General features: G+C 40.2%; 16 protein-coding genes, 1 tRNA gene and 3 pseudogenes. 15 read left to right on the forward strand and 5 right to left on the reverse strand.

The window, feature by feature from the left end; all coding sequences use genetic code 11:
- Positions 1–9 precede the first annotated feature (9 nt).
- Positions 10–82, forward strand: a tRNA-Asn gene (locus tag B5E95_RS08780).
- A gap of 221 nt (positions 83–303) precedes the next feature.
- Here the strand turns inward: B5E95_RS08780 and B5E95_RS08785 are convergent.
- Complete coding sequence (locus B5E95_RS08785; protein WP_241146351.1) at positions 304–597, reverse strand: AraC family ligand binding domain-containing protein; 294 nt, start codon at positions 595–597, stop codon at positions 304–306.
- Here B5E95_RS08785 and B5E95_RS08790 point away from each other — a divergent pair.
- From B5E95_RS08790 to B5E95_RS08810, 5 genes and pseudogenes are all read left to right on the forward strand, one after another.
- A pseudogene (locus B5E95_RS08790) lies at positions 582–1,909 on the forward strand (alpha-galactosidase); the annotation flags it as partial. The gene B5E95_RS08785 and the pseudogene B5E95_RS08790 sit on opposite strands and share 16 nt — an antisense overlap.
- A gap of 208 nt (positions 1,910–2,117) precedes the next feature.
- Complete coding sequence (locus B5E95_RS08795; protein ID WP_087176925.1) at positions 2,118–3,128, forward strand: PTS sugar transporter subunit IIB; 1,011 nt, start codon at positions 2,118–2,120, stop codon at positions 3,126–3,128.
- 18 nt (positions 3,129–3,146) lie between these two features.
- A complete protein-coding gene (locus tag B5E95_RS08800; RefSeq protein WP_025006442.1) occupies positions 3,147–3,959 on the forward strand; it encodes a PTS mannose/fructose/sorbose transporter subunit IIC in 813 nt (270 codons plus the stop codon).
- A gap of 28 nt (positions 3,960–3,987) precedes the next feature.
- The gene (locus B5E95_RS08805) at positions 3,988–4,908 is read left to right on the forward strand and encodes a PTS system mannose/fructose/sorbose family transporter subunit IID (protein ID WP_025006441.1); all 921 of its coding nucleotides are present in this window, start codon (positions 3,988–3,990) and stop codon (positions 4,906–4,908) included.
- Between the two features lie 6 nt (positions 4,909–4,914).
- Positions 4,915–5,283, forward strand: coding sequence for a DUF956 family protein (locus B5E95_RS08810; protein ID WP_025006440.1), 369 nt, complete (start codon positions 4,915–4,917; stop codon positions 5,281–5,283).
- A 42-nt stretch (positions 5,284–5,325) separates the two neighbouring features.
- Here B5E95_RS08810 and B5E95_RS08815 read toward each other — a convergent pair whose 3' ends face one another.
- Positions 5,326–6,207 carry a LysR family transcriptional regulator gene (locus B5E95_RS08815; RefSeq protein ID WP_087236300.1) on the reverse strand — a complete coding sequence of 294 codons (882 nt, stop codon included), beginning with the start codon at positions 6,205–6,207 and terminating at the stop codon, positions 5,326–5,328.
- A 160-nt stretch (positions 6,208–6,367) separates the two neighbouring features.
- On the opposite strand from B5E95_RS08815, the pseudogene B5E95_RS08820 reads away from it, so the two are divergent.
- Positions 6,368–6,833: pseudogene (locus B5E95_RS08820) on the forward strand (DapH/DapD/GlmU-related protein).
- Positions 6,834–6,868: 35 nt separating this feature from the next.
- Here B5E95_RS08820 and B5E95_RS08825 read toward each other — a convergent pair.
- The gene (locus tag B5E95_RS08825) at positions 6,869–8,242 is read right to left on the reverse strand and encodes an amino acid permease (RefSeq protein ID WP_087236302.1); all 1,374 of its coding nucleotides are present in this window, start codon (positions 8,240–8,242) and stop codon (positions 6,869–6,871) included.
- 313 nt (positions 8,243–8,555) lie between these two features.
- Between B5E95_RS08825 and adhE the strand changes: the two genes are divergently transcribed.
- Both adhE and glmS read left to right on the forward strand, forming a co-directional pair.
- Positions 8,556–11,180 (forward strand): bifunctional acetaldehyde-CoA/alcohol dehydrogenase, encoded by a 2,625-nt coding sequence (gene adhE / locus B5E95_RS08830; RefSeq protein ID WP_087236304.1) that lies wholly within the window; start codon positions 8,556–8,558, stop codon positions 11,178–11,180.
- A gap of 194 nt (positions 11,181–11,374) precedes the next feature.
- On the forward strand, positions 11,375–13,186 hold the full coding sequence (gene glmS, locus B5E95_RS08835; protein ID WP_087176832.1) for a glutamine--fructose-6-phosphate transaminase (isomerizing): 1,812 nt from the start codon (positions 11,375–11,377) through the stop codon (positions 13,184–13,186).
- Positions 13,187–13,513: 327 nt separating this feature from the next.
- On the opposite strand, the pseudogene B5E95_RS08840 reads toward glmS, so the two are convergent.
- Positions 13,514–13,897 (reverse strand): annotated as a pseudogene (locus B5E95_RS08840) (hypothetical protein); the annotation flags it as partial.
- A gap of 230 nt (positions 13,898–14,127) precedes the next feature.
- Between B5E95_RS08840 and B5E95_RS11135 the strand changes: the two are divergent.
- The 5 genes from B5E95_RS11135 to B5E95_RS08865 all read left to right on the forward strand — a co-directional run bounded on the left by B5E95_RS11135 (position 14,128) and on the right by B5E95_RS08865 (position 17,939).
- Entirely contained in the window at positions 14,128–14,337 is a 210-nt protein-coding gene (locus B5E95_RS11135; protein WP_087176831.1) for a hypothetical protein, read from the forward strand.
- 63 nt (positions 14,338–14,400) lie between these two features.
- Complete coding sequence (locus B5E95_RS11140) at positions 14,401–14,505, forward strand: hypothetical protein (RefSeq protein WP_003554982.1); 105 nt, start codon at positions 14,401–14,403, stop codon at positions 14,503–14,505.
- A gap of 278 nt (positions 14,506–14,783) precedes the next feature.
- Positions 14,784–15,701, forward strand: a complete 918-nt coding sequence (locus tag B5E95_RS08855; RefSeq protein ID WP_087176830.1) for an ABC transporter ATP-binding protein — start codon at positions 14,784–14,786, stop codon at positions 15,699–15,701.
- Entirely contained in the window at positions 15,688–17,304 is a 1,617-nt protein-coding gene (locus tag B5E95_RS08860; protein ID WP_087176829.1) for an ABC transporter permease, read from the forward strand. The genes B5E95_RS08855 and B5E95_RS08860 overlap by 14 nt, the downstream gene beginning before the upstream one ends.
- Positions 17,301–17,939 (forward strand): TetR/AcrR family transcriptional regulator, encoded by a 639-nt coding sequence (locus tag B5E95_RS08865; protein ID WP_087176828.1) that lies wholly within the window; start codon positions 17,301–17,303, stop codon positions 17,937–17,939. The genes B5E95_RS08860 and B5E95_RS08865 overlap by 4 nt, the downstream gene beginning before the upstream one ends.
- A gap of 299 nt (positions 17,940–18,238) precedes the next feature.
- Here the strand turns inward: B5E95_RS08865 and B5E95_RS08870 are convergent, their stop codons facing one another.
- Complete coding sequence (locus B5E95_RS08870; RefSeq protein ID WP_087176827.1) at positions 18,239–19,477, reverse strand: IS110 family RNA-guided transposase; 1,239 nt, start codon at positions 19,475–19,477, stop codon at positions 18,239–18,241.
- A 359-nt stretch (positions 19,478–19,836) separates the two neighbouring features.
- Between B5E95_RS08870 and B5E95_RS08875 the strand changes: the two genes are divergently transcribed.
- Positions 19,837–20,027 (forward strand): MerR family transcriptional regulator (locus B5E95_RS08875; RefSeq protein ID WP_338034545.1); only part of this gene is annotated, 191 nt, incomplete at its 3' end.

Below are 20,027 nucleotides of genomic sequence, written 5' to 3' on the forward strand. Positions count from 1 at the left end.
TTTTAATATTCCGGCTTAGCTCAGTTGGTAGAGCGCTTGACTGTTAATCAAGATGTCGTCAGTTCGAGTCTGACAGCCGGAGTAAGGAGAGAGAAGGAAGCCTAGCTTCCTTCTTTTTTGTTTAAGAGGAAAAGATGAAAAAGGGGAGATCATGAACGCTTGGTCTCCTCTTTTTTGCTTGCCCCTTCTTATGAAGATCTTATCTTAATAAAATCCAATGAGGTCAACTTGAGTAAATATTGGGTACTGACCGCTTTGTCTGAGATAGGATGCTAGTCGTAATGAATGAGCCACTAAGAAGTTTTAGGGAAGGTTAATATCAATCACAAAATTCTTATTGCTTATTAATTGTTGAACATATCGCCCTGACTCTATTCCTAAAAAGCCAATCCAAGAATATTTCCACGGATCTTTCTTGTCTGCTGCATAAAGAGAGACTTCTCCAGCAGGAACAATAAAACATTGATTTTTATGAATATGAAAAGTGTGTCCTTCGATTGTTAAAGTCCCTTTGCCTTCTTTAACAAAATGAATAAAATGATATTCTCGTCTTTTTGGTCCATAACTCCAACCAGGATTGCAATATTCAAACCCCAGAAGTCGTGTTAACTTATTCTGATCAAGGCTTAAATCAGATGAGTCAAAAACTTTTCATCATTTTATTAAAAAGCATATTATCCGGAGCCATTATAAAGATGTAGAGCGTTCTATCTTAGTCAATAATTGGGAAGCAATGTATTTTGATTTTAATGAAGAAAAGTTGTTGCCACTAGTTGATAGAGCTAAGAAATTAGGAATAGAGATGTTCGTGTTAGATGATGGCTGGTTTGGTCATCGTGATGATGATCGTTCCTCGTTAGGCGACTGGTTCACTTATGGCAAAAAATTTCCTCATGGCTTGGCGCATTTAGCTAAATATGTTCATAGTCAAGGGCTGAAATTTGGATTATGGCTTGAACCCGAAATGATTTCTATTGATTCGGAACTTTATCGCAATCCCCCAGATTATCTGATGCATGTGCCAGGGCGTGAGCCTACTCCTTCTAGAAGACAATTTGTTTTAGATCTGGGCAGAAAAGAAGTCCGCTATAATATTTATCACCAAATAAAACAGATATTAGATACCGTGAAAATTGATTATATTAAATGGGATATGAACCGACATTTAACGGACATTTATGAGGCTGATTTACCTGCTGATCAACAAGGAGAAGTCTATCACCGTTATGTTTTAGGTCTATATGATTTGATGGAAAAATTGGTGTCTGCTTATCCCGATATTTTATTTGAAGCTTGCTCTAGTGGCGGTGGCCGTTTTGATGCAGGCATGGCCTATTACATGCCTCAGATTTGGACGAGCGATGATACAGATGCGGTTGATCGAATGAAAATTCAATATGGTACCAGCTTGGTTTATCCGGTTAATATGATGGGTGCTCATGTATCTGTGAGTCCTAATGAACAAAATGGTCGTTATACTTCACTTGCAACGCGTTATGCCGTTGCGATGAGTGGTGATTTAGGTTATGAATTGGATTTGACCAAGTTATCATCTGAGGATTCTTTAGAGATAGAGAAAGAAATTAATGATTATAAAAAATTGCGTCATTTAATTCAATTCGGCGATTTTTATCGTTTGAAATCACCATTTAGCAGCAATCAGGCAGCATGGAACTTCGTTTCTAAAGATCAAAAAGAAGTTTTAGTAATGAATTTCAATATTATGTCGCAGGTTCAGCCGGTATTTACTCAGACAAAGTTATATGGCTTAAATCCTGATCTCGATTACCGTAATGAAAATACGGGTCAAATTTATGGTGGAGATGAACTAATGGAAGTTGGTTACTATGATTCTGTTATGAAACAGGATTTCGCCGCAGAAGTAAAATATTTTGTCGCGGTTGATTAATTTTTTAGAAATAAAATTCACCTAAAAGCAAATTTGCAGTAATGTCAAATTGCTTTTTATTTTTCCACTTAGCTAGCGGGACAGGGAGTTTAGAAATTGGAAATTATTTTCTCTAACTGAAATTATTTTCGAAAATTCCTTTGTAAAAGAAAGCATTTATCGTATAATAAAAGCGGATTCATTTTTTTGATCTAGAGGAGGAAATTACATGGTAGGAATTGTTTTAGCCAGCCATGGTGGTTTTGCCGATGGTATTGCACAATCTGCGCAAATGCTTTTCGGTGAACAAAAAGATTTTGCTCATGTTATCTTAAAGCCTAGTGAAGGCCCAGATGACATTCGTGGCAAAATGGAAAAAGCAATTGCTTCATTTGAAAACCAAGATGAAGTTCTATTCTTGGTTGACCTGTGGGGTGGTACACCATTTAACCAAGCAAATGGTCTTGCTGAAAAGCATGATAAATGGGCAATTGTAGCTGGTATGAATTTACCAATGGTTGTACAAGCATTAACTGAAAGAATGATGGATGCTAATGCTACTGCACGTCAAATCGCTACAAAGGTAGTTGAACCTGCTAAGGATGGTATCAAGACTAAGCCATCTGACTTAATGCCAAAGACCGCTGCTCCTGCAGCAGCCGCTGACAAGGGCTCAGCTAAGGGCAGTAAGAAGTCAATTCCAGAAGGTACTGTAATTGGTGATGGTCACATTAAGTACGTTTTGGCAAGAATCGACTCACGTTTACTTCACGGTCAGGTTGCTACTGGTTGGATTCCAGCAATGAAGCCAGATCGAGTAATTGTTGTTTCAGACAGTGTTGCTAAGGATGACTTGCGTAAGAGTATGATTCGTGAAGCTGCACCTGCAGGTGTTAAAGCTCACACTGTTCCACTTAAGAAGATGGAAGAAATCGCAAAGGATCCAAGATTTGGTAACACACACGCACTTCTTTTGTTTGAAAATCCAGAAGATGTTTTGAGAGCTATCAAGGGCGGTATTAATCTTAAGGATATCAACGTTGGTTCAATGTCATACAAGGAAGGCGACGTTAACGCCAACAACGTATTGTCAATGAACCAAGAAGACGTTGATACTTTCCGTGAACTTGAAAAGATGGGCGTTAAGTTTGATGTTAGAAAGGTTCCTTCAGATGCTCCAGGTAACATGGATTCTATCTTGAAGAAGGCTCAAACCTTACTTGACGAACAAAAGAAATAATTAATTAGGAGTAAATAAATGAACGCTATACAAATGATTTTGGTAGTGGGTGTTGCCTTTCTTGCAGGTATGGAAGGTATCTTGGATGAATGGCAATTCCACCAACCATTAGTTGCATGTACTTTGATCGGTTTAGTTACCGGTCACCTGGACTTAGGTGTTATTTTGGGTGGTCAATTACAAATGATCGCCTTAGGTTGGGCAAACATTGGTGCCGCTGTTGCACCAGATGCCGCTTTGGCTTCAGTAGCTTCAGCTATTATCTTGGTTGAAGGTGGTCAAGGTACTGCTGGTATCGGTACTGCTACTGGTATCGCTATTCCTTTGGCTGTTGCTGGTTTATTCTTAACTATGATCGTACGTACTATCTCAACTGCTATCGTTCACATCATGGACGCACAAGCTAAGAAGGGTAACTGGCGTATGATCAACGTATGGCAATGGATTGCTGTATGTTTGCAAGGTTTGAGAATCGCTATCCCAGCCGCATTGCTTTTGGCTATCCCAGCAAGCACTGTTAGAGGTTGGCTTGCAATGATGCCTCAATGGTTATCAGCTGGTATGACCATCGGTGGTGGTATGGTTGTTGCTGTAGGTTACGCTATGGTTATCAACATGATGGCAAGTAAAGAAGTATGGCCATTCTTCGCAATTGGTTTCGCTTTAGCTGCTATCAAGGACTTAACTTTGATCGCCCTTGGTGCTATCGGTCTTTCAATGGCTTTGATGTACTTAGCTCTTGAAGCTAAGGGTGGCAACGGCTCAGGTTCAAACAACTCTGGCGATGCCGGTACCGGCGATCCACTCGGCGATATCATTGATGATTATTAAAATGAACGCATAGAGGAGGATTTAAATAATGGCTGATAAGAAAATTAAATTAACCAAACGTGACCGTTTTAACGTTATGTGGCACTCACAATTCCTTCAAGGTTCATGGAACTATGAAAGAATGCAGAACGGTGGTTACGCATACTCAATGATTCCAGCATTGAGAAAGTTATACCCAGACAAGAAAGATTTGTCTGCTGCTTTACAAAGACACTTGGTATTCTTTAACACTCACCCATACTTAGCTTCACCTGTACTTGGTGTTACCTTGGCTTTGGAAGAAGATAAAGCTAACGGTGCTCCTGTTACTGACGACGCTATCCAAGGTGTTAAGGTTGGTATGATGGGACCTTTGGCCGGTGTTGGTGACCCTGTATTCTGGTACACTGTTCGTCCAATTGTTGGTGCCTTAGGTGCATCAATGGCCATTTCAGGTAATATCATGGGACCTATCTTGTTCTTCGTTATCTGGAACATCATCAGAATTGCCTTCTTATGGTACACACAAGAATTTGGTTACAGCGCTGGTTCAGCTATCACTAACGACATGTCAGGTGGTATGCTTCAAAAAGTTACCCGTGGTGCTTCAATGATGGGTATGTTCGTTTTGGGTGCCTTGATTGAACGTTGGGTAAACATCAAATTTACTCCAATCGTTTCACAAACCCCTATCCAAAAGGGTGGTTACATCGAATGGGACAAGCTTCCATCAGGTGCTAAAGGTATTCAAGAAGCTCTTACGCAATGGAACATGGGTAATGGTAAAGCTTTGAGCAGTACTAAAGTTACTACTTTGCAAGACAACTTGGACTCATTGATTCCAGGTTTAGCTGGTCTTCTTTTGACATTCTTCTGTATGTGGTTATTGAAGAAGAAGGTTTCACCAATCTGGATCATCATTGGTATCTTCGTTATCGGTGTTCTATTCCACGTATGGGGCATTCTTTAATAAAAAATGGCTAAATCAATTAACACAAGAGTCGATCTAACCGTTGATGGTACCTGGTTTAGAGGTATTGCATCCTATGGAAAAATTATGATCGGCGATAAAGCTTTTGAATTTTATAATGAGCGAAATGTTGAAGACTATGTTCAAATTCCATGGAAAGAAGTAACTTATGTAGTTGCGGATGTTCATTTTAATGGACGTTATATTCCACGTTTTGAAATTAGAACTAAATCTAATGGTAAATTTATCTTCGCTGCGCGTGATCCTAAAAAGGTATTGCGTGCAATAAGAAAATACGTACCTGCTGACCATATGCGTAAAGCATTAAGTATGTGGCAACAAATTAAGCAACGTTTTACTCGTAAGAAAAAATAAAGCAAACTAAAAATCCCAAGGTCGAATGGCCTTGGGATTTTTTTAGTCATCAGCAATAGAAGCTTGCAATCTATTTAAGAATAATTCGGCAACGGGTGATAAGTTAGTCTCATGTTTCCAGATAACCGTGATTGGTTCACTTAAAGCTGGCGATATTGGCCTAAATGTTAAACCCGATTCGCTAGAAGTATTAGCAATTTTATCTAGTGTTAACATCACAGCCGCATTGTTTTTAACTAATAAAGTTCCGTTAAAGCTTAGGTTGACCGTTCCGATGAAATTGACGTCGTCTTTGTAATTGCCAAGCCAATTATCGAAATAGTGCATCGTGTCAGCCTGTTGAGAATTTAAAACGGTTCTGCCAACCAGATCCGCTGGGGTAATTGCCTTCTTTTTAGCTAAAGGATCGTTCTGAGTCATTAATACACCCCATACGTCTCGTTCTGGCAATTGAATGGAAGCATAGTTTGAAAGGTTAACATTACCAATGATAGCCGCAAAATCGACTGTACCGATGTTTAACTTCTTTTCAGCGAATTCATAGTCACCACTTAGAATATGAATTTTAACTGTAGGGTAGTCCTGAATAATGTTACTTACAATATTCATCAGTCTTTGCATCCCAACACTTTCGCCGGCAGCAATAGTTAAATCACCACTGATTATAGCTGATGATTGCAGGTTGCTCTTAGTTTTGGCAGTTAAAGCTAAAATTTCTTTTGCTTGCTCTAATAAATATTGTCCCGAAGGTGTCAGAGTTAAATGGCGTGGTTGGCGGTTGAATAACTTGACCCCTAATTCGTCTTCCAAATCCGCAATCTGGCGTGATAAAGCAGGCTGAGAAACTAATAATTTCTGTGCCGCTTTCGTCATGTTTAACTCTTGCGCTGTGGCAACGAAATAATTTAAAACTCTTAATTCCATATTTTAACCATAAATAAAAGTTATTATACGTGATACTTAATAAGTTTTTTACATTACTTACTCTACCTTTTAAACTAAAAATGAGCAAGAAAAGGAGTAGCAGATTATGAAGACCCAAGATAAAGAACTTATTCAAGAAATTGTCGAACAAAATTAGCGCTTGTTGCAGAACTTGAACGCGCAGCGTCATTATGAATGTGAAGCGCGGCAATTAATCAGTGAAATCACAGGACCAAAAATCCCCAAGAGTACAGAAATTAGATTGCCATTTTACACGGATTACGGCCACAACATCAAAATAGGTGAACGCGGGTGAACGCGTCTTTATTAACTCCAATGTGATGATGGTTGACTTAGGTGGCATCACCATTGAAGACGATGTTTTAATTGGACCAGGTGCATATCTTCTTTCCGTTAACCACGGTTTAAAACCTAAGCAGAGAAAAGAACTCGAATTAAAGCCAGTACTTATCAAGAAAAATGCCTGGATCGGTGCCAGGGCTACCATTTGTCCAGGCGTAATTGTGGGTGAAAATGCTGTAATAGCTGCTGGAGTAGTGGTTACTAAGGATGTGCCGAAAAACACAGTAGTTGCTGGCGTACCTGCAAAAATTATCAAAAAATAGACGAATAAAAAAACGCAACATTGTCGCGTCTTTTTTTAAGCTTCTTTTTTGTCACTCCAGAGTTTGGAGATTAAGTACAAGATGATGAAAGTAACGATAGCTGAAATCATTGGGATGCGGTAGCTTGGTAAAATCAAAAGCAAGATGATCATCAATACGAAGAACAATAGAATCAAATAATCAACGTAAGGGAAGCCAGGCATTTTGAAGTCATTTAACTTATTTTCAGGTGTTTTTCTTCTGTAAGCAATGTGAGTCAAAACCATTAAGCACCAGATGATCAAGAACATACTTGTTGAAGTAGATGAAATAAAGTTAAAGGCTTGATCGCCGATAATCAAGGTAATCAGTGGTGCGCAGGCCATAAATAATGCTGACAAAATTAAAGCATTTTGTGGCAACTGCCGTCTGGATAGGTGACCAAAAGTTTGATTCCACTTGCCTTTGCCGTGGAAAGTAACTGAGAACAAAAGTCGTCCCGCACTGTATAAAAAACTGTTAGTGGAGGAGACTGCTGCCGAAATTACTACGAAGTTAATGATTAAACTCGCATTTCTAATTCCCGTAGCTCCAAGCGCTTGAACAAATGGACTGGAGTTAGTTGCTACCTTTGACCAAGGGATCACTAGTAAAATACCTAAGATTGCCATTACATAAAACAAAATGATACGAACAGGTAACTGATTAATTGCTTGCTTTAAGGTAGTTTTAGGATTTTGGGCTTCCGCAGCAGTTAAACCAATAAGTTCAACTCCAATAAAACTAAAGATAACCATTTGGAAACCTTGCAAAAATCCTTTAGTACCTCTAGCAAAGAAACCACCGTGATCATCTAAGTTGGCAAAGGCAACAGGACCAAATGATGTTTTACCACCAGTGATTAATAGATAAGCGATCAATAAAACAAAAGCAACTACTGTCACGATTTTGATAATGGCAAAACTGAATTCCAAATTACCAAAAACACGAGCTGAAATTAGATTGATGATCAACAAAACGGCAATTGTAATTAATCCTGGAATCCATGGTTTTAAATTGGGAAACCAATATTCAAAATAAATTCCTAAGGCAGTTGTTTCTGCCATTCCTAAAGTGATCCAACTAATCCAATAAAGATATCCGGTAATAAATCCGATGTTTTTACCCAGATATTGTTCGATAAAATCAATGTAAGTATGCTTGTTGAGGTCGGACATAATCATTTCGCCTAAGGCTCGCATAAGCAAGAATAGGAAAATACCTACAATGATATAAATCAGAATAACGCTAGGACCTGCGCGGTGAATACTATCACCAACCCCTAGAAAAAGTCCGGTTCCAATCGTTCCACCTAAAGCAATTAATTGAATATGTGCATTGCTTAGGGTTCTTTTATATCCAGAACTAGTCTCTGATTTTTTCTCACTCATATATTTCCCCCATATTCTCAGTTTTATCACATGTACTTAATATTTTATCATTTTTGCAATCGAGCACCAGTGATTATAGGAAAGCTTTAAAAAAATTCAGAAGAATAATATAAATTAATATGTTTGTTAATTCACAAACTAGTAAAAATAGCAACCGCTTTCATTAGTCTGAGAGTAAATTATAGAGTGATTTTTTATGCTTGTTCACTAGTGAATTACGTAAATTATGGCGTTTACTTTTAAATTTATTGTGCTATAGTTGACATTGTAAATTAGTTCACAAGAATTAGTAGATCTTAGAGGTAATAAAATAATGGCTAAGACACAACCAAAAGAGACTCAAACAGAGGAAGAGAAGAAAAAGCAAATTTACGACATGGTTGATAATTTAGTAAAAAGATCACATGTTGCATTAGACCAAATGGCTAACTTCACACAAGAACAAGTTGATAAGATCTGTGAAGCAGTTGCTACTGCAGGTGAACAAAATGCTTACCCACTAGCTAAGATGGCTGTTGAAGAAACTAAGCGTGGTGTAGTAGAAGACAAAACTACTAAGAACATGTACGCTAGTGAAAATATTTGGAATAGTTTACGTCACGAAAAGACTGTTGGCGTAATTGAGGAAGACAAGGAATTAGGTTTAACCAAGATTGCTGAACCTAAGGGTGTTATTGCCGGTGTTACTCCAGTAACTAACCCAACTTCAACTGTTATCTTCAAAGCTATGCTTGCTTTAAAGACTAGAAATACTATTATTTTCGGCTTCCACCCACAAGCTCAAAAGTGTTGTGTAGAAACTGGTAAGATCATTCAAGCTGCAGCCGTTGCTGCGGGTGCTCCAAAAGATGCAATTCAATGGATTGAAGAACCAAGTTTGGATGCTACTACTGATTTAATGAATAACCCAGGTGTTCAAACCATTTTAGCTACAGGTGGTCCTGGTATGGTTAAGGCCGCATATTCATCAGGTAAGCCAGCCATCGGTGTTGGTCCTGGTAACGGCCCATCCTACATTGAAAAGACTGCTAACATTGACCGTGCCGTTTACGACATTGTTTTGTCAAAGAACTTCGATAACGGTATGGTTTGTGCCTCTGAAAACTCAGTTGTTGTAGATGATGAAATCTACGACCGAGTTAAGGAAGAATTCAAGAAGTGGAGCTGCTACTTCTTGAACAAAGAAGAAATTAAGAAGTTTGAAGAACACTTCATCGATCCAAGACGTGGTACTGTTGCAGGTCCTGTAGCTGGTAAGTCAGCTTATGAAATTGCTAAGCTCTGCGGCGTCGATGTACCAAAGGAGACCAAGGTTATTGTTGCTGAATACAAGGGCGTTGGTAGAAAATTCCCACTTTCAGCTGAAAAGCTTTCACCAGTCTTCACTTTATACCGTGCTAAAGATCATGATGATGCTTTCAGAATTTGTTCAGAATTGCTTGATTACGGTGGTCGTGGTCACACTGCTGGACTTCACTCAAGTGATCAAAAAGTAATCAAAGAATTCTCAATGAAGATGGATGCATGCCGTATCTTGGTTAACTCACCAGCTGCTCTTGGTGGTATCGGTGACCTTTACAACAATATGTTGCCATCACTTACCTTGGGTACTGGTTCATATGGTGCCAACACCTTCTCACACAACATTGGTGCTCGCGATTTGCTTAACATTAAAACTGTTGCCAAGCGTCGTGACAACATGCAATGGGTAAAGGTACCATCAAAGACCTACTTCGAACACAATGCTGCTAACTACTTACGTCACATGCCAAACGTTAACCGCTTCTTCATCGTTACTGATGAAGGCGTAGCTGACCAAGGCTTTGCCGATGAAATTACCGACATTATTTCTAAGCGCCGTGGCCAAAAGGAATACGAAGTATTCAAGGCTGTAACTCTTGATCCTAACACTGACGTAATTAAAGACGGTGTTCACAGAATGAACATCTTTAAACCAGACGTTGTCATCGCCATCGGTGGTGGTTCAGTCATGGACGCTGCTAAGGTAATGCGTTTATTCTACGAAAATCCAGAAATGAAGTTTGAAGAAGCTTATCAAAAGTTTTTGGATATCAGAAAAAGAGTAGTTCGCTTCCCAAAGATTAACGGCGTTCAACTTGTATGTATTCCAACCACTTCAGGTACTGGTTCAGAAGTTTCACCAATCGCTGTCATTAGCGATGCTAAGACTGGTATTAAGCACACCCTTTGTGACTATGCTTTGACCCCAGATGTTTCTATTGTTGATGACCAATTCGTACAAAAATTGCCCAAACGTTTGATTGCTTGGTCAGGCTTTGAAGCTTTAGGTCACGCAATCGAAAGTTACGTTTCAACTATGGCTACTGACTTTACTCGTGGTTGGTCACTTGAAGCTATTAAGATCATCTTAGCTAACTTGAAGAAGTCATATGATGGTGATCTTGATGCTCGCAAGAAGATGCACGATGCAGCTACTATTGCTGGTATGGCATACTCAAACGCATTCCTTGGCTTGGAACACTCAATTGCCCACACTGTTGGTTCAACCTTTGATATTCCAAGTGGTGTCAGCGATGCTATTGCTTTACCACAAGTTATCCGCTTCAATGCTAAGCGTCCAGAAAAGCTTGCTATGTGGCCTCATTACTCAGTTTACCGTGCTGACAAGGATTACGCAGAAATTGCTAGAGCTATCGGTTTGACCGGTTCAAGCGATGCTGAATTGATTGAAGAATTAGTTCAAAAGATTATCGATTTAGCTCAATCAGTTGGTATCAAGATGGCATACAAGGATTACGGTGTTGATGAAAATGAATTCAATAAGAAGGTTGACCAATTAGCTGTTGAAGCTTACGGCGACCAAAATACTGTAACTAACCCAGTTGCTCCATTAATTAGTCAAATTGCTCAATTGATGAGAGACAGCTTTGAAGGTAAGGATATTAAGACTAAGTAATTTAAATTTACACATACAAAATGGCGATCAGTATATTAAAACTGACCGCTGTTTTTTTGCTCTAAAATCGATTATACCAATTTCGATAATAATCACTTGACCGCTTTGGCAAAAAAGAATATTATTGCAACTGTAACAATGAAATCAAACTAGTCCACTGTCAAAAAGTGAACTAGACCAAAGGAGAAAAATTTATGTGTGGAATTGTTGGGGTTGTTGGTAAACCAGCAAGAGAAATTATTTTAAGCGGATTAACAAATTTGGAATACCGTGGCTATGATTCAGCTGGTATTTACTTGAATGATTTAAATGGAAATGAATATTTGACTAAGGCTGTTGGCCGTATTTCAAACTTAAAAGAAAAGTTGACTCCAGATGAACAAGGTTTGGTAGGTATTGGTCATACCCGTTGGGCTACTCACGGTAAGCCAACTGTTGACAATGCTCACCCTCACTTTGATGAAACTAAGCGTTTCTACTTGGTTCACAACGGTGTGATTGAAAACTTCGCTGAATTGAAGGAAAAGTACTTACAGGGCGTACACTTTCACTCAGATACTGATACTGAAGTGGTTGTACAATTAATCGGTAAGATTGCACGCGACAAGAATTTGGATGGCTTTTCAGCATTTAAGGAAGCTTTGAAGCTTGTTAAGGGTTCATACGCATTCTTGCTTGTTGATAATACTGAACCAGATCATGTCTTTATCGCTAAGAACAAGTCACCAATGATGCTTGGTATCGGTGATGGTTTTAACATCATTGCTTCAGATGCTATTTCAGTAATGGACCAAACTAAGACTTTCGTTGATTTGCACGATGGGGATGTTGGTGACATTACTAAGGATTCTTACACTATTGAAACTGTTGATGGTAAAAAAGTTGACCGTGAACCTCACGTTTTGAACATTGATCCAAACGCAGCTTCAAAGGGTGCTTACGAATTCTACATGCTTAAGGAAATTGATGAACAACCTGGCGTAATGCGTCACATGTCACAAAACTACCTTGATGAAAATGGTGAACCAAAGGTTGATCAAGATATTCTTGATGCTATTTCTAAGGCAGACCGTTTATACATCTTCGCTGCCGGTACTAGTTACCATGCAGGCTTAGTTGGTAAGACTCTCTTTGAACATTACACTGGTATTCCAACCGAAGTTGGTTTGGCTTCAGAAGCTGGCTACCACTTCCCAATGATGAGCAAGCACCCATTCTTCATCTTCTTGACTCAATCAGGTGAAACTGCTGACTCACGTGTTGTTTTGAAGGAAGTTAACAAGCGTGGCATTCCAAGCTTAACTATGACTAACGTAGAAGGTTCAACTCTTTCTCGTGAAGCTACTTACACAATGCTCTTGGGTGCTGGCCCTGAAATTGCCGTTGCTTCAACTAAGGCTTACACCGCTCAGATTGCTTTACAAGCTGTTCTTGCTAAGGCTCTTGGTGAAAAGTTGAATAATGAAAATGCTAAGGATTGGGACTTGCGTCAAGATTTGGCAATGGCTGCAGAAGGCATCCAGCAAATCGTTGACGGTAAGGAAAAGATCAAGAAGCTTGCAGATGACTACTTGATTAAATCAAGAAATGCATTCTACATTGGTCGTGGTATTGACTATGCTGTTGCTCTTGAAGCTGCTCTTAAGTTGAAGGAAGTTTCATACATCCAAACTGAAGGTTTTGCAGCGGCAGAACTTAAGCACGGTACTATTTCATTAATTGAAAAGGGTACTCCGGTAGTTGCTATGATTAATGATCCAGTTACTGCTGATCTTACTCGTGGTAATATTCAAGAAGTTGTTTCTCGTGGTGCTAGTGTAATTACTATTGTTGGTAAGGACTTTGCTCGCGAAGGCGATGACATTGTTTTGCCAGAAATTAACTACTACATGTCAGCACTTTTGACAGTTATACCTGCTCAACTTCTTGCATACTACGCTTCTAAGGATAAGGGCTTAGATGTTGATAAGCCACGTAACTTAGCTAAGAGTGTTACTGTTGAATAATTAATATTTGAATAAAACTAAGGATAGCGATGGTGAATGTGCCATCGCTATTTTTAGTTAAGATAATTCATTGAGATATTTTTGTACGGACTTAAAAAACTTGCTATAATAGTAATGAAAAAGAGGTCGGCAAATGAGCCGAATTCTAGCATTAGTTGTAACGCATCTGATACAGACACGAAGGCGTCTTCTTTCTATTAGGATAGGAATACGAGTTAAAAATCACTCATAAGCACCATCTCCTTGAAAGATAGCCACCGCTTCAGCTTTTCTACGGATAAAATTATACTAAATTCGAATATACGTTCAGAAGCGAACAAGATAAATTTATCGTAAATCTCGAGTGAAAATAAAAGGGACCGAATCAATTTGATTCGATTCCTTTTTGCGTCTAATTGTTTTTAGCTGTTTCTGCCGCATTTTAGCTAAATATTGTTGGTGCTTTTGTTCTGCCTTTTCGTCTTTTTCAATAAAGAAGTAGGCGACAGCAGCCAAGACATCGACTACAACACCAACCAAAATTGTCTTCCAAGTGAAGTTAGTAACCATGTAGCAGGAAATTAACAAAGCCAAGATTGGAATTGTGTAACCGCCAGGAAGCTTGAAGCCATGGTTAGGGAATTCATTGGTGTGCTTGAATTTGATAACTGCCAAAATTGATGGCACGTATTGAACAAAGGAAGCAAGAACGATGCAGGATACCAAGAAATTGATAATTGTAAATAGAATAATTAAGCCAATAGCTGTCCCATAATAAACAACTGCGTTGTTGTATACTGGCCAAAAATTGGCGAATATTTCTACGAAAACTACGCTTTAGCTTATGCTCTAGAATTACGGCTGGTGTTAGTGATTGGACTGCGCCAAAGAGTTTATATACCACTAAAACTAATAAATTTAAGCTGAATTTAACTTATACCAATGGATTTGATCAGCTTGCATTGCCTAATGCGGATAAGCAAGAAATCGAAGTTAACTATATTACCCGGGCTAACATCACTGATCGTGACGGGGCGATTGCACTCGTCACCCTTAATTTAGAGCAGTTTAAATTGGTTCGAACCATGATGGTTGATAGTGGTTATACCGGCCAAAATTTTGCCAATGAGATTAGCAGTTTAACCTCAGCCAAGGTAATCGTCGTTAAATGAAATGAGTTACACCAATTTTCGGTTATCCCCCAACGGTGGCTCATTGAACGTTCATTTAGTTGGTTGGGAAATTATCATCGTTTATGGCGTAACTGTGAGCGTAAGCTCAACACTAGTCTCATGATGGTTTCGTTAGCTTTTATCAGGTTACTTCTCAAAAGATACTAAACAGTTTCTAAGATTTTTTGATGGTATCTTTAGATTGGGTCATGAAGTCCGTCCTAACTTATTGGTTTTGTCACTTATAAGTTTAAGGCTTCATGGCCTTTTTGGTCTAGTTATTTAGGTGTTGCACTTACATTGTAAATCCGGCGTCACAAAAAAATTGACTGACGAGTCAATAATTCGTTGACTCGTCAGTCAATCGCGACTATACTGGAAAAGGTTGATCAGATACCGACATATTAAAACGTGTTTCAAGTTTGACCTTAAGGAGGATGACAAAAATGACAACAGCTATTATCGAACTTGACCATCTTCAAAAAAACTTTGGCAAGTTTGCCGCATTAAAAGATGTCAGTTTCACGTTGGCACCCGGTCAGGTTCTGGGTTTTCTAGGACCTAATGGGGCCGGCAAATCCACGACCATTGGAGTTATTTTAGGCTTATTAAAAAAGAGTGGCGGCTCAGTGACCGTCTTCGGCAAAGATGCCTGGCGGGATGATGCGGCGATTCATCCACGCATCGCCTATGTTCCTGGGGACGTTTATTTATGGCCAAATCTTTCTGGCGGCGAAATTATCGACCTATTGCTACGTTTAAATGGCCGCCAGCATAATCAAAAGACCGATGAACTAATCAAGGCCTTTGAATTTGATCCGAAGAAAAAAGCTCGTACCTATTCAAAAGGCAATCGTCAAAAAGTAGCGTTAATTGCTGCGTTTTCGCAAGATGCCGATTTGTATATTTTTGATGAACCCACTTCTGGGCTTGATCCATTAAATGAACAGACTTTCCAGCAAGAAGTTTTAAAACTGAAAAGAGCCGGTAAAAGTGTGCTGCTATCAAGCCACATTTTGTCCGAAGTCGAGCGAATGTGTGATTCAATTGTTATCATCCGTGATGGTAGTGTGATTGAGAGCGGCAATCTTGATCAATTACGGCATCTATCGCGGATCAAAATTGAAGTCACCACCGCTACCCCAATGACTGCTTTGGCAAAGCAAGCTGGCGTTCACGACCTCACTTATCGCGATTCCGAGCACACCAAGGCGGTTTTCACCGCTGATCGAGACGCGCTTGGCACCATCATGACCACACTGGCCGCCAACACCGTGGTCGACATGCAATCAACGCCGCCAACGCTGGAAGATTTATTCCTGCGTTATTATGGAAAGCAAGGTGAGACTCATGCGGCACAGTAATCGGAACGCAGGTTATCTGCTTCGGGCAAACCTCAAACAAAATCTAAAATTTTCACTCATCTGGCTTGTCATTTTGATCATGATGATTGCCAGTGGTGCTGGCAAATTGGAAGCAGACTTTGCAGGCGGGGCCTCGGGCTCTAAAGAGATTGTCAAAATGCTGCAAGCGCCGGGCATGGCGGCAATGTTTGGCGCGATGCCAAAGGTGGACACGTATAACACAGCGATTGTGTTTGCTGGTGTGATGGTCGTCTTCATGATTATTTTGCAGGCCTTATGGGTTATGCCGCTGATGATTCGCAACACCCGCGGTCAAGAAGAAAGTGGCTTGCTCGAAATGGTTCGCGCTCGCAATGTTGGGCGAACGGCTGCCATCACCGCCGCTTCGCTTGAGCTTCTCATCGACAGTGCCATAATGGGTATCCTCTATTTTGTCTCGTTGGCCGCTGTCAACATGGGTGGTACTGACTTGTACGGTGACTTCCTGTTTTCACTGGGGATGGTGATCGCCAACTTGCTATTCGGAGCCATTGCGTTGCTATTCGCGCAACTAACCAATAACACACGTACAGCCAATATGTTGAGCTACATGGTGCTGACTGCCGCTTATTTGGTTCGGCTGGTCACCGATATCCAGCATCAAAATCTGACGTGGTTATCACCAATTGGTTGGTTCGAAAAAGCAAACTTCTATACTGATAACAACGTCTGGGCTTTAGGTTTGGCCTTACTGGTCAGCATTCTGCTTGCGGCCAGCGCCACCATGATTGCCCGCAACCGCGATCTGGGCGCCGGGATTATTGCTGAACGCACCGGCCGAGCCAAAGCTGCCGGCTGGCTTCGCTCGATCCCTGCCTTACTGTGGCGAACTGAGCGCGGATTATTTGCTGGGTGGTTAATCGGCGCCGTGGTGTTTGGCGGCGTCATGGGTAGTGTGCTCGGCGGCGTTGGCGACATTCTTAAAACGAATCCGCTTTATCGTAAAATACTAGATGTTGGCCAAATCAACGCTGCCAATCAGACCATGGTCCTGTCATTCTTAGGCATGTATCTCGGCATTTTCGTCGCATTAGCCGTGACTGCTGGCGTCCAAGTGGCATTCCGACTCAAACGCGATGACAACCTTGGTTACTTGAGCGTCATTCATGCCGAAAAGCCAACGCGAACCACGATCAGTGTCAGCTACTATTGCTTTGGTCTGCTGGCAGGCGTGTTCGTCCTTTCTGCTGGGCTGCTGGCCTTGTTCTTCACTGGGAACACTGTTCTCAGTCACCCGTTGCCGCTCAAGTACCTCGGTCGCCTATTCGTGGCTAGCGTTCCGGCTGTGATATCGTTTATCGCCCTTGGCATCGCACTAGTCGGTCTGTGGCCACGCTTAAGCAGTCTATTCTGGCTGTATATGGGAGCCGGTCTGATCGTTCAAATTTTCCGGGGATTGTTTGATTTGCCAAAACACGCAGGCAACTTCACACCTTTTGGCTGGATTGCCAATGTACCGGTTGAAAACGTTGATCAAACATGGCTAATCGTGATGGTTGTTAGCGCTATAGTATTATTTATTCTTGGCATTGCTGGTTATCGCCGTCAGGATTTGAGCCTATGAAAAATGTTGTGACAGATCCTGAAAAGGTCACCCGAATCCTCAAAACAGCGACGGAAATTTTCGGCCAGCAAGGCTTCATCAAGAGCAAAACCGATCAGATTGCCAACCAAGCACAAGTATCTAAGGGCTTGCTCTTCCATTATTTTGGCAATAAACAAGCGCTGTATCTTGACGCTTTCAAATATGCCCATCATCGAATTTATGATCACATGGACCCTAAAAAGTGGCAGAATGCCCCTGGCTTGGCTGCCATGATGACCACTGCAGTTAAGTATGAGTTGAAACTACAATTCAAATTCCCAGCTGAATACCGCTTGATGATGCAAGCCTATGCTGATTTACCGCATTTTCCCGAACCGTTGCGACAACAAGTGCAGCAAGAAACAACTGCCATATCCGCTGAAACCGATCGCATTTTTCGCGAGAAAATTGAACAGCTGCCTCGTCGTGAGGGCCTGTCAGTCGATGACGTTTTCGGTGTCGTTTCTGCCTTAATCGCCCAACAAACGGCGGTCACCACCAGACTCATTGCCAGTGGCCATTATCGCAAGTTTGAAGATCTGCAGTCCGTGGTTGAGACGATGGCACGCCAGTTATTGATTGTCGAACACGGCTTTTTACCAGATGAAAGTTGACGTCAGCTGATAGATCAAAAAAGGTCATTAGGGTATAGTAAGAAATAATTAACTAAATTAGATCATATTATTAGTCTTGATGTAATAATATGATCTTTTTATTTTCTTTTCGCCTATTTATTGAATACATATGATATAATATTAGTTAAGTCATGTGGTGATAAGTCAATGTAAATTGTAAATTTTATTTTTAATTAGTTTGTGTTAAAGCCAAAATTTGCGTGCATGAAACTAGGCCCTATTTCAAGGGTTTTTAATAACTATTATTTACTCCTCCAAAAATGTTTTAGACCAATTGATCACCTCGGTGTTTGATAGATTTGACCATTTTTGAGCAGAGTGAAAATGGTCCTAACTAGTTTTCTTGCGCAAAGGACGCAAGCACGTTTATGCGGGGAATAGAAAGCTTCATCGTACTTCTTTTGATAGTACTTCCGAAAAACGGGATCTCTTAATCTAATTAGGTTGGCAGCTTCAACCAAATAATATCTTAGATAATGATTGCCGTTTTTGGTCATTGGCTTGTGTTCGCTGTCAAAATCACTAGACTGCTTTTGACGCCAAGCTAGGCCGGCGTATTTAGCCAGCTGAGCTTCAGTATCGAACCGATCAATACTACCAATTTCAGCGATGATGCCAGCAGAGTAAACTGGTCCAATTCCCGGAATAGACTGCAGTATTCTCTCTTCAGGGAGCGCTTGAACGATGTCTGTAATTGCTTTATCTAAATTTTTAATCAATTTCTGATTGGTTTTAATCTCGGTATAGTAAACAGATAATACTGCATCAATTGAGTCTTTCATGACTTTACCTAAACGATAGGATCCTCTGACGGCTTTCCTGATTGCTTTAGCTAAATCTTCTGGATCAGAGAAGCGGCCGCGTCCCTTAGTCTGAAGGTAATCAATTAAATCCTCGATTGGCATCTCAGTGATTTCATCGATGGTTTTACTATCAGTCACAATAGACAGCATTGTTGCGCCAAAGATAGAAGTTTTAATATTTTCCTTGTCAACGGTAACCAGTTTGTTTAGACGATAGTAAAGGGCTTCAATGAAGTGCTGCTTAGCTCTGGCCAGGGAAGACGTGATTTCATATCTGGTTCTGGTTAGACGCTGGAGAGCTAAGTATTCCTCTTGTCGAGCGATAGTGACGTGATACTTGCCAAAGCGTAAGTATTCCGCGATGTAATAGGCATCAATAGGATCATTCTTATTTTCTTCGTAAACGTCATGAAATCGTTTAGTATTTTTGGGATTAACGACATCAGTTTCAAGATTAAGCTTTTGCAAGTCCTCATCATTGGCAAAGAAATAGGCTGGATGAAAGCTATAAATTGAAGTAGCCTCCATGCCGATAATTACCTTGTCATAGCTATTCTGTTTAGCAAGTTGGAGAATTAGCTTTTTGACCTTATTAGCGCCAGTCAGATCATTAGAAAAAGATTGGTTAAGCAAAGGTTTTTGATGATTTTCTGAGTCAGTAATAGCGACTTGCAAGTCTTTAGAACTGACGTCAATTCCTATAAAAAGTTTCATTGAGAATGGCCTCCTTTCTAACAAATATTTGGTCATAGATCGATCATCACATGTTAGCCCCTAATTACAGTTTCTAAGACAGTCTCGCAAAATATAAGTATTCACAGGTTCAAGCTAAAAAGCTGCGACTGAAACTGCTCTGAATCAGTAATAGCCAGAATCAATACAGCATGTGAGTAAGTCATTAGCAAAACTGCTTGGGCGGCAGACTTACAAAGTAGTCAAGCTACAGGAGGTGAAAACCTATACCAATTGACCAAGGTCAATGACAATTAGAGACTAGCATCTGATGATCGAATAAACAAACTAAAAAGACAATCAACACAGATTTAATTTATATAATACGAGGAGGTGAAACTATGAAAGCTAATCAAGTAATGGAAATACTTCAAATTAGCCGCTCAACTTTGAAGCGTTATCGTGAAAAAGGTTTTATTAAAGCTGTTCAAAAGCCAACAGGTCAATTTGAGTTTGACGATGATTCGGTTTGGTTGTTTAAAAATAAACATACTCCTCGTCAGACTATTCTCTATGGTCGTGTTTCTACTTA

Origin of the sequence: Lactobacillus gallinarum (assembly GCF_002160635.1) — a bacterium.
Classification (GTDB): domain Bacteria; phylum Bacillota; class Bacilli; order Lactobacillales; family Lactobacillaceae; genus Lactobacillus; species Lactobacillus gallinarum.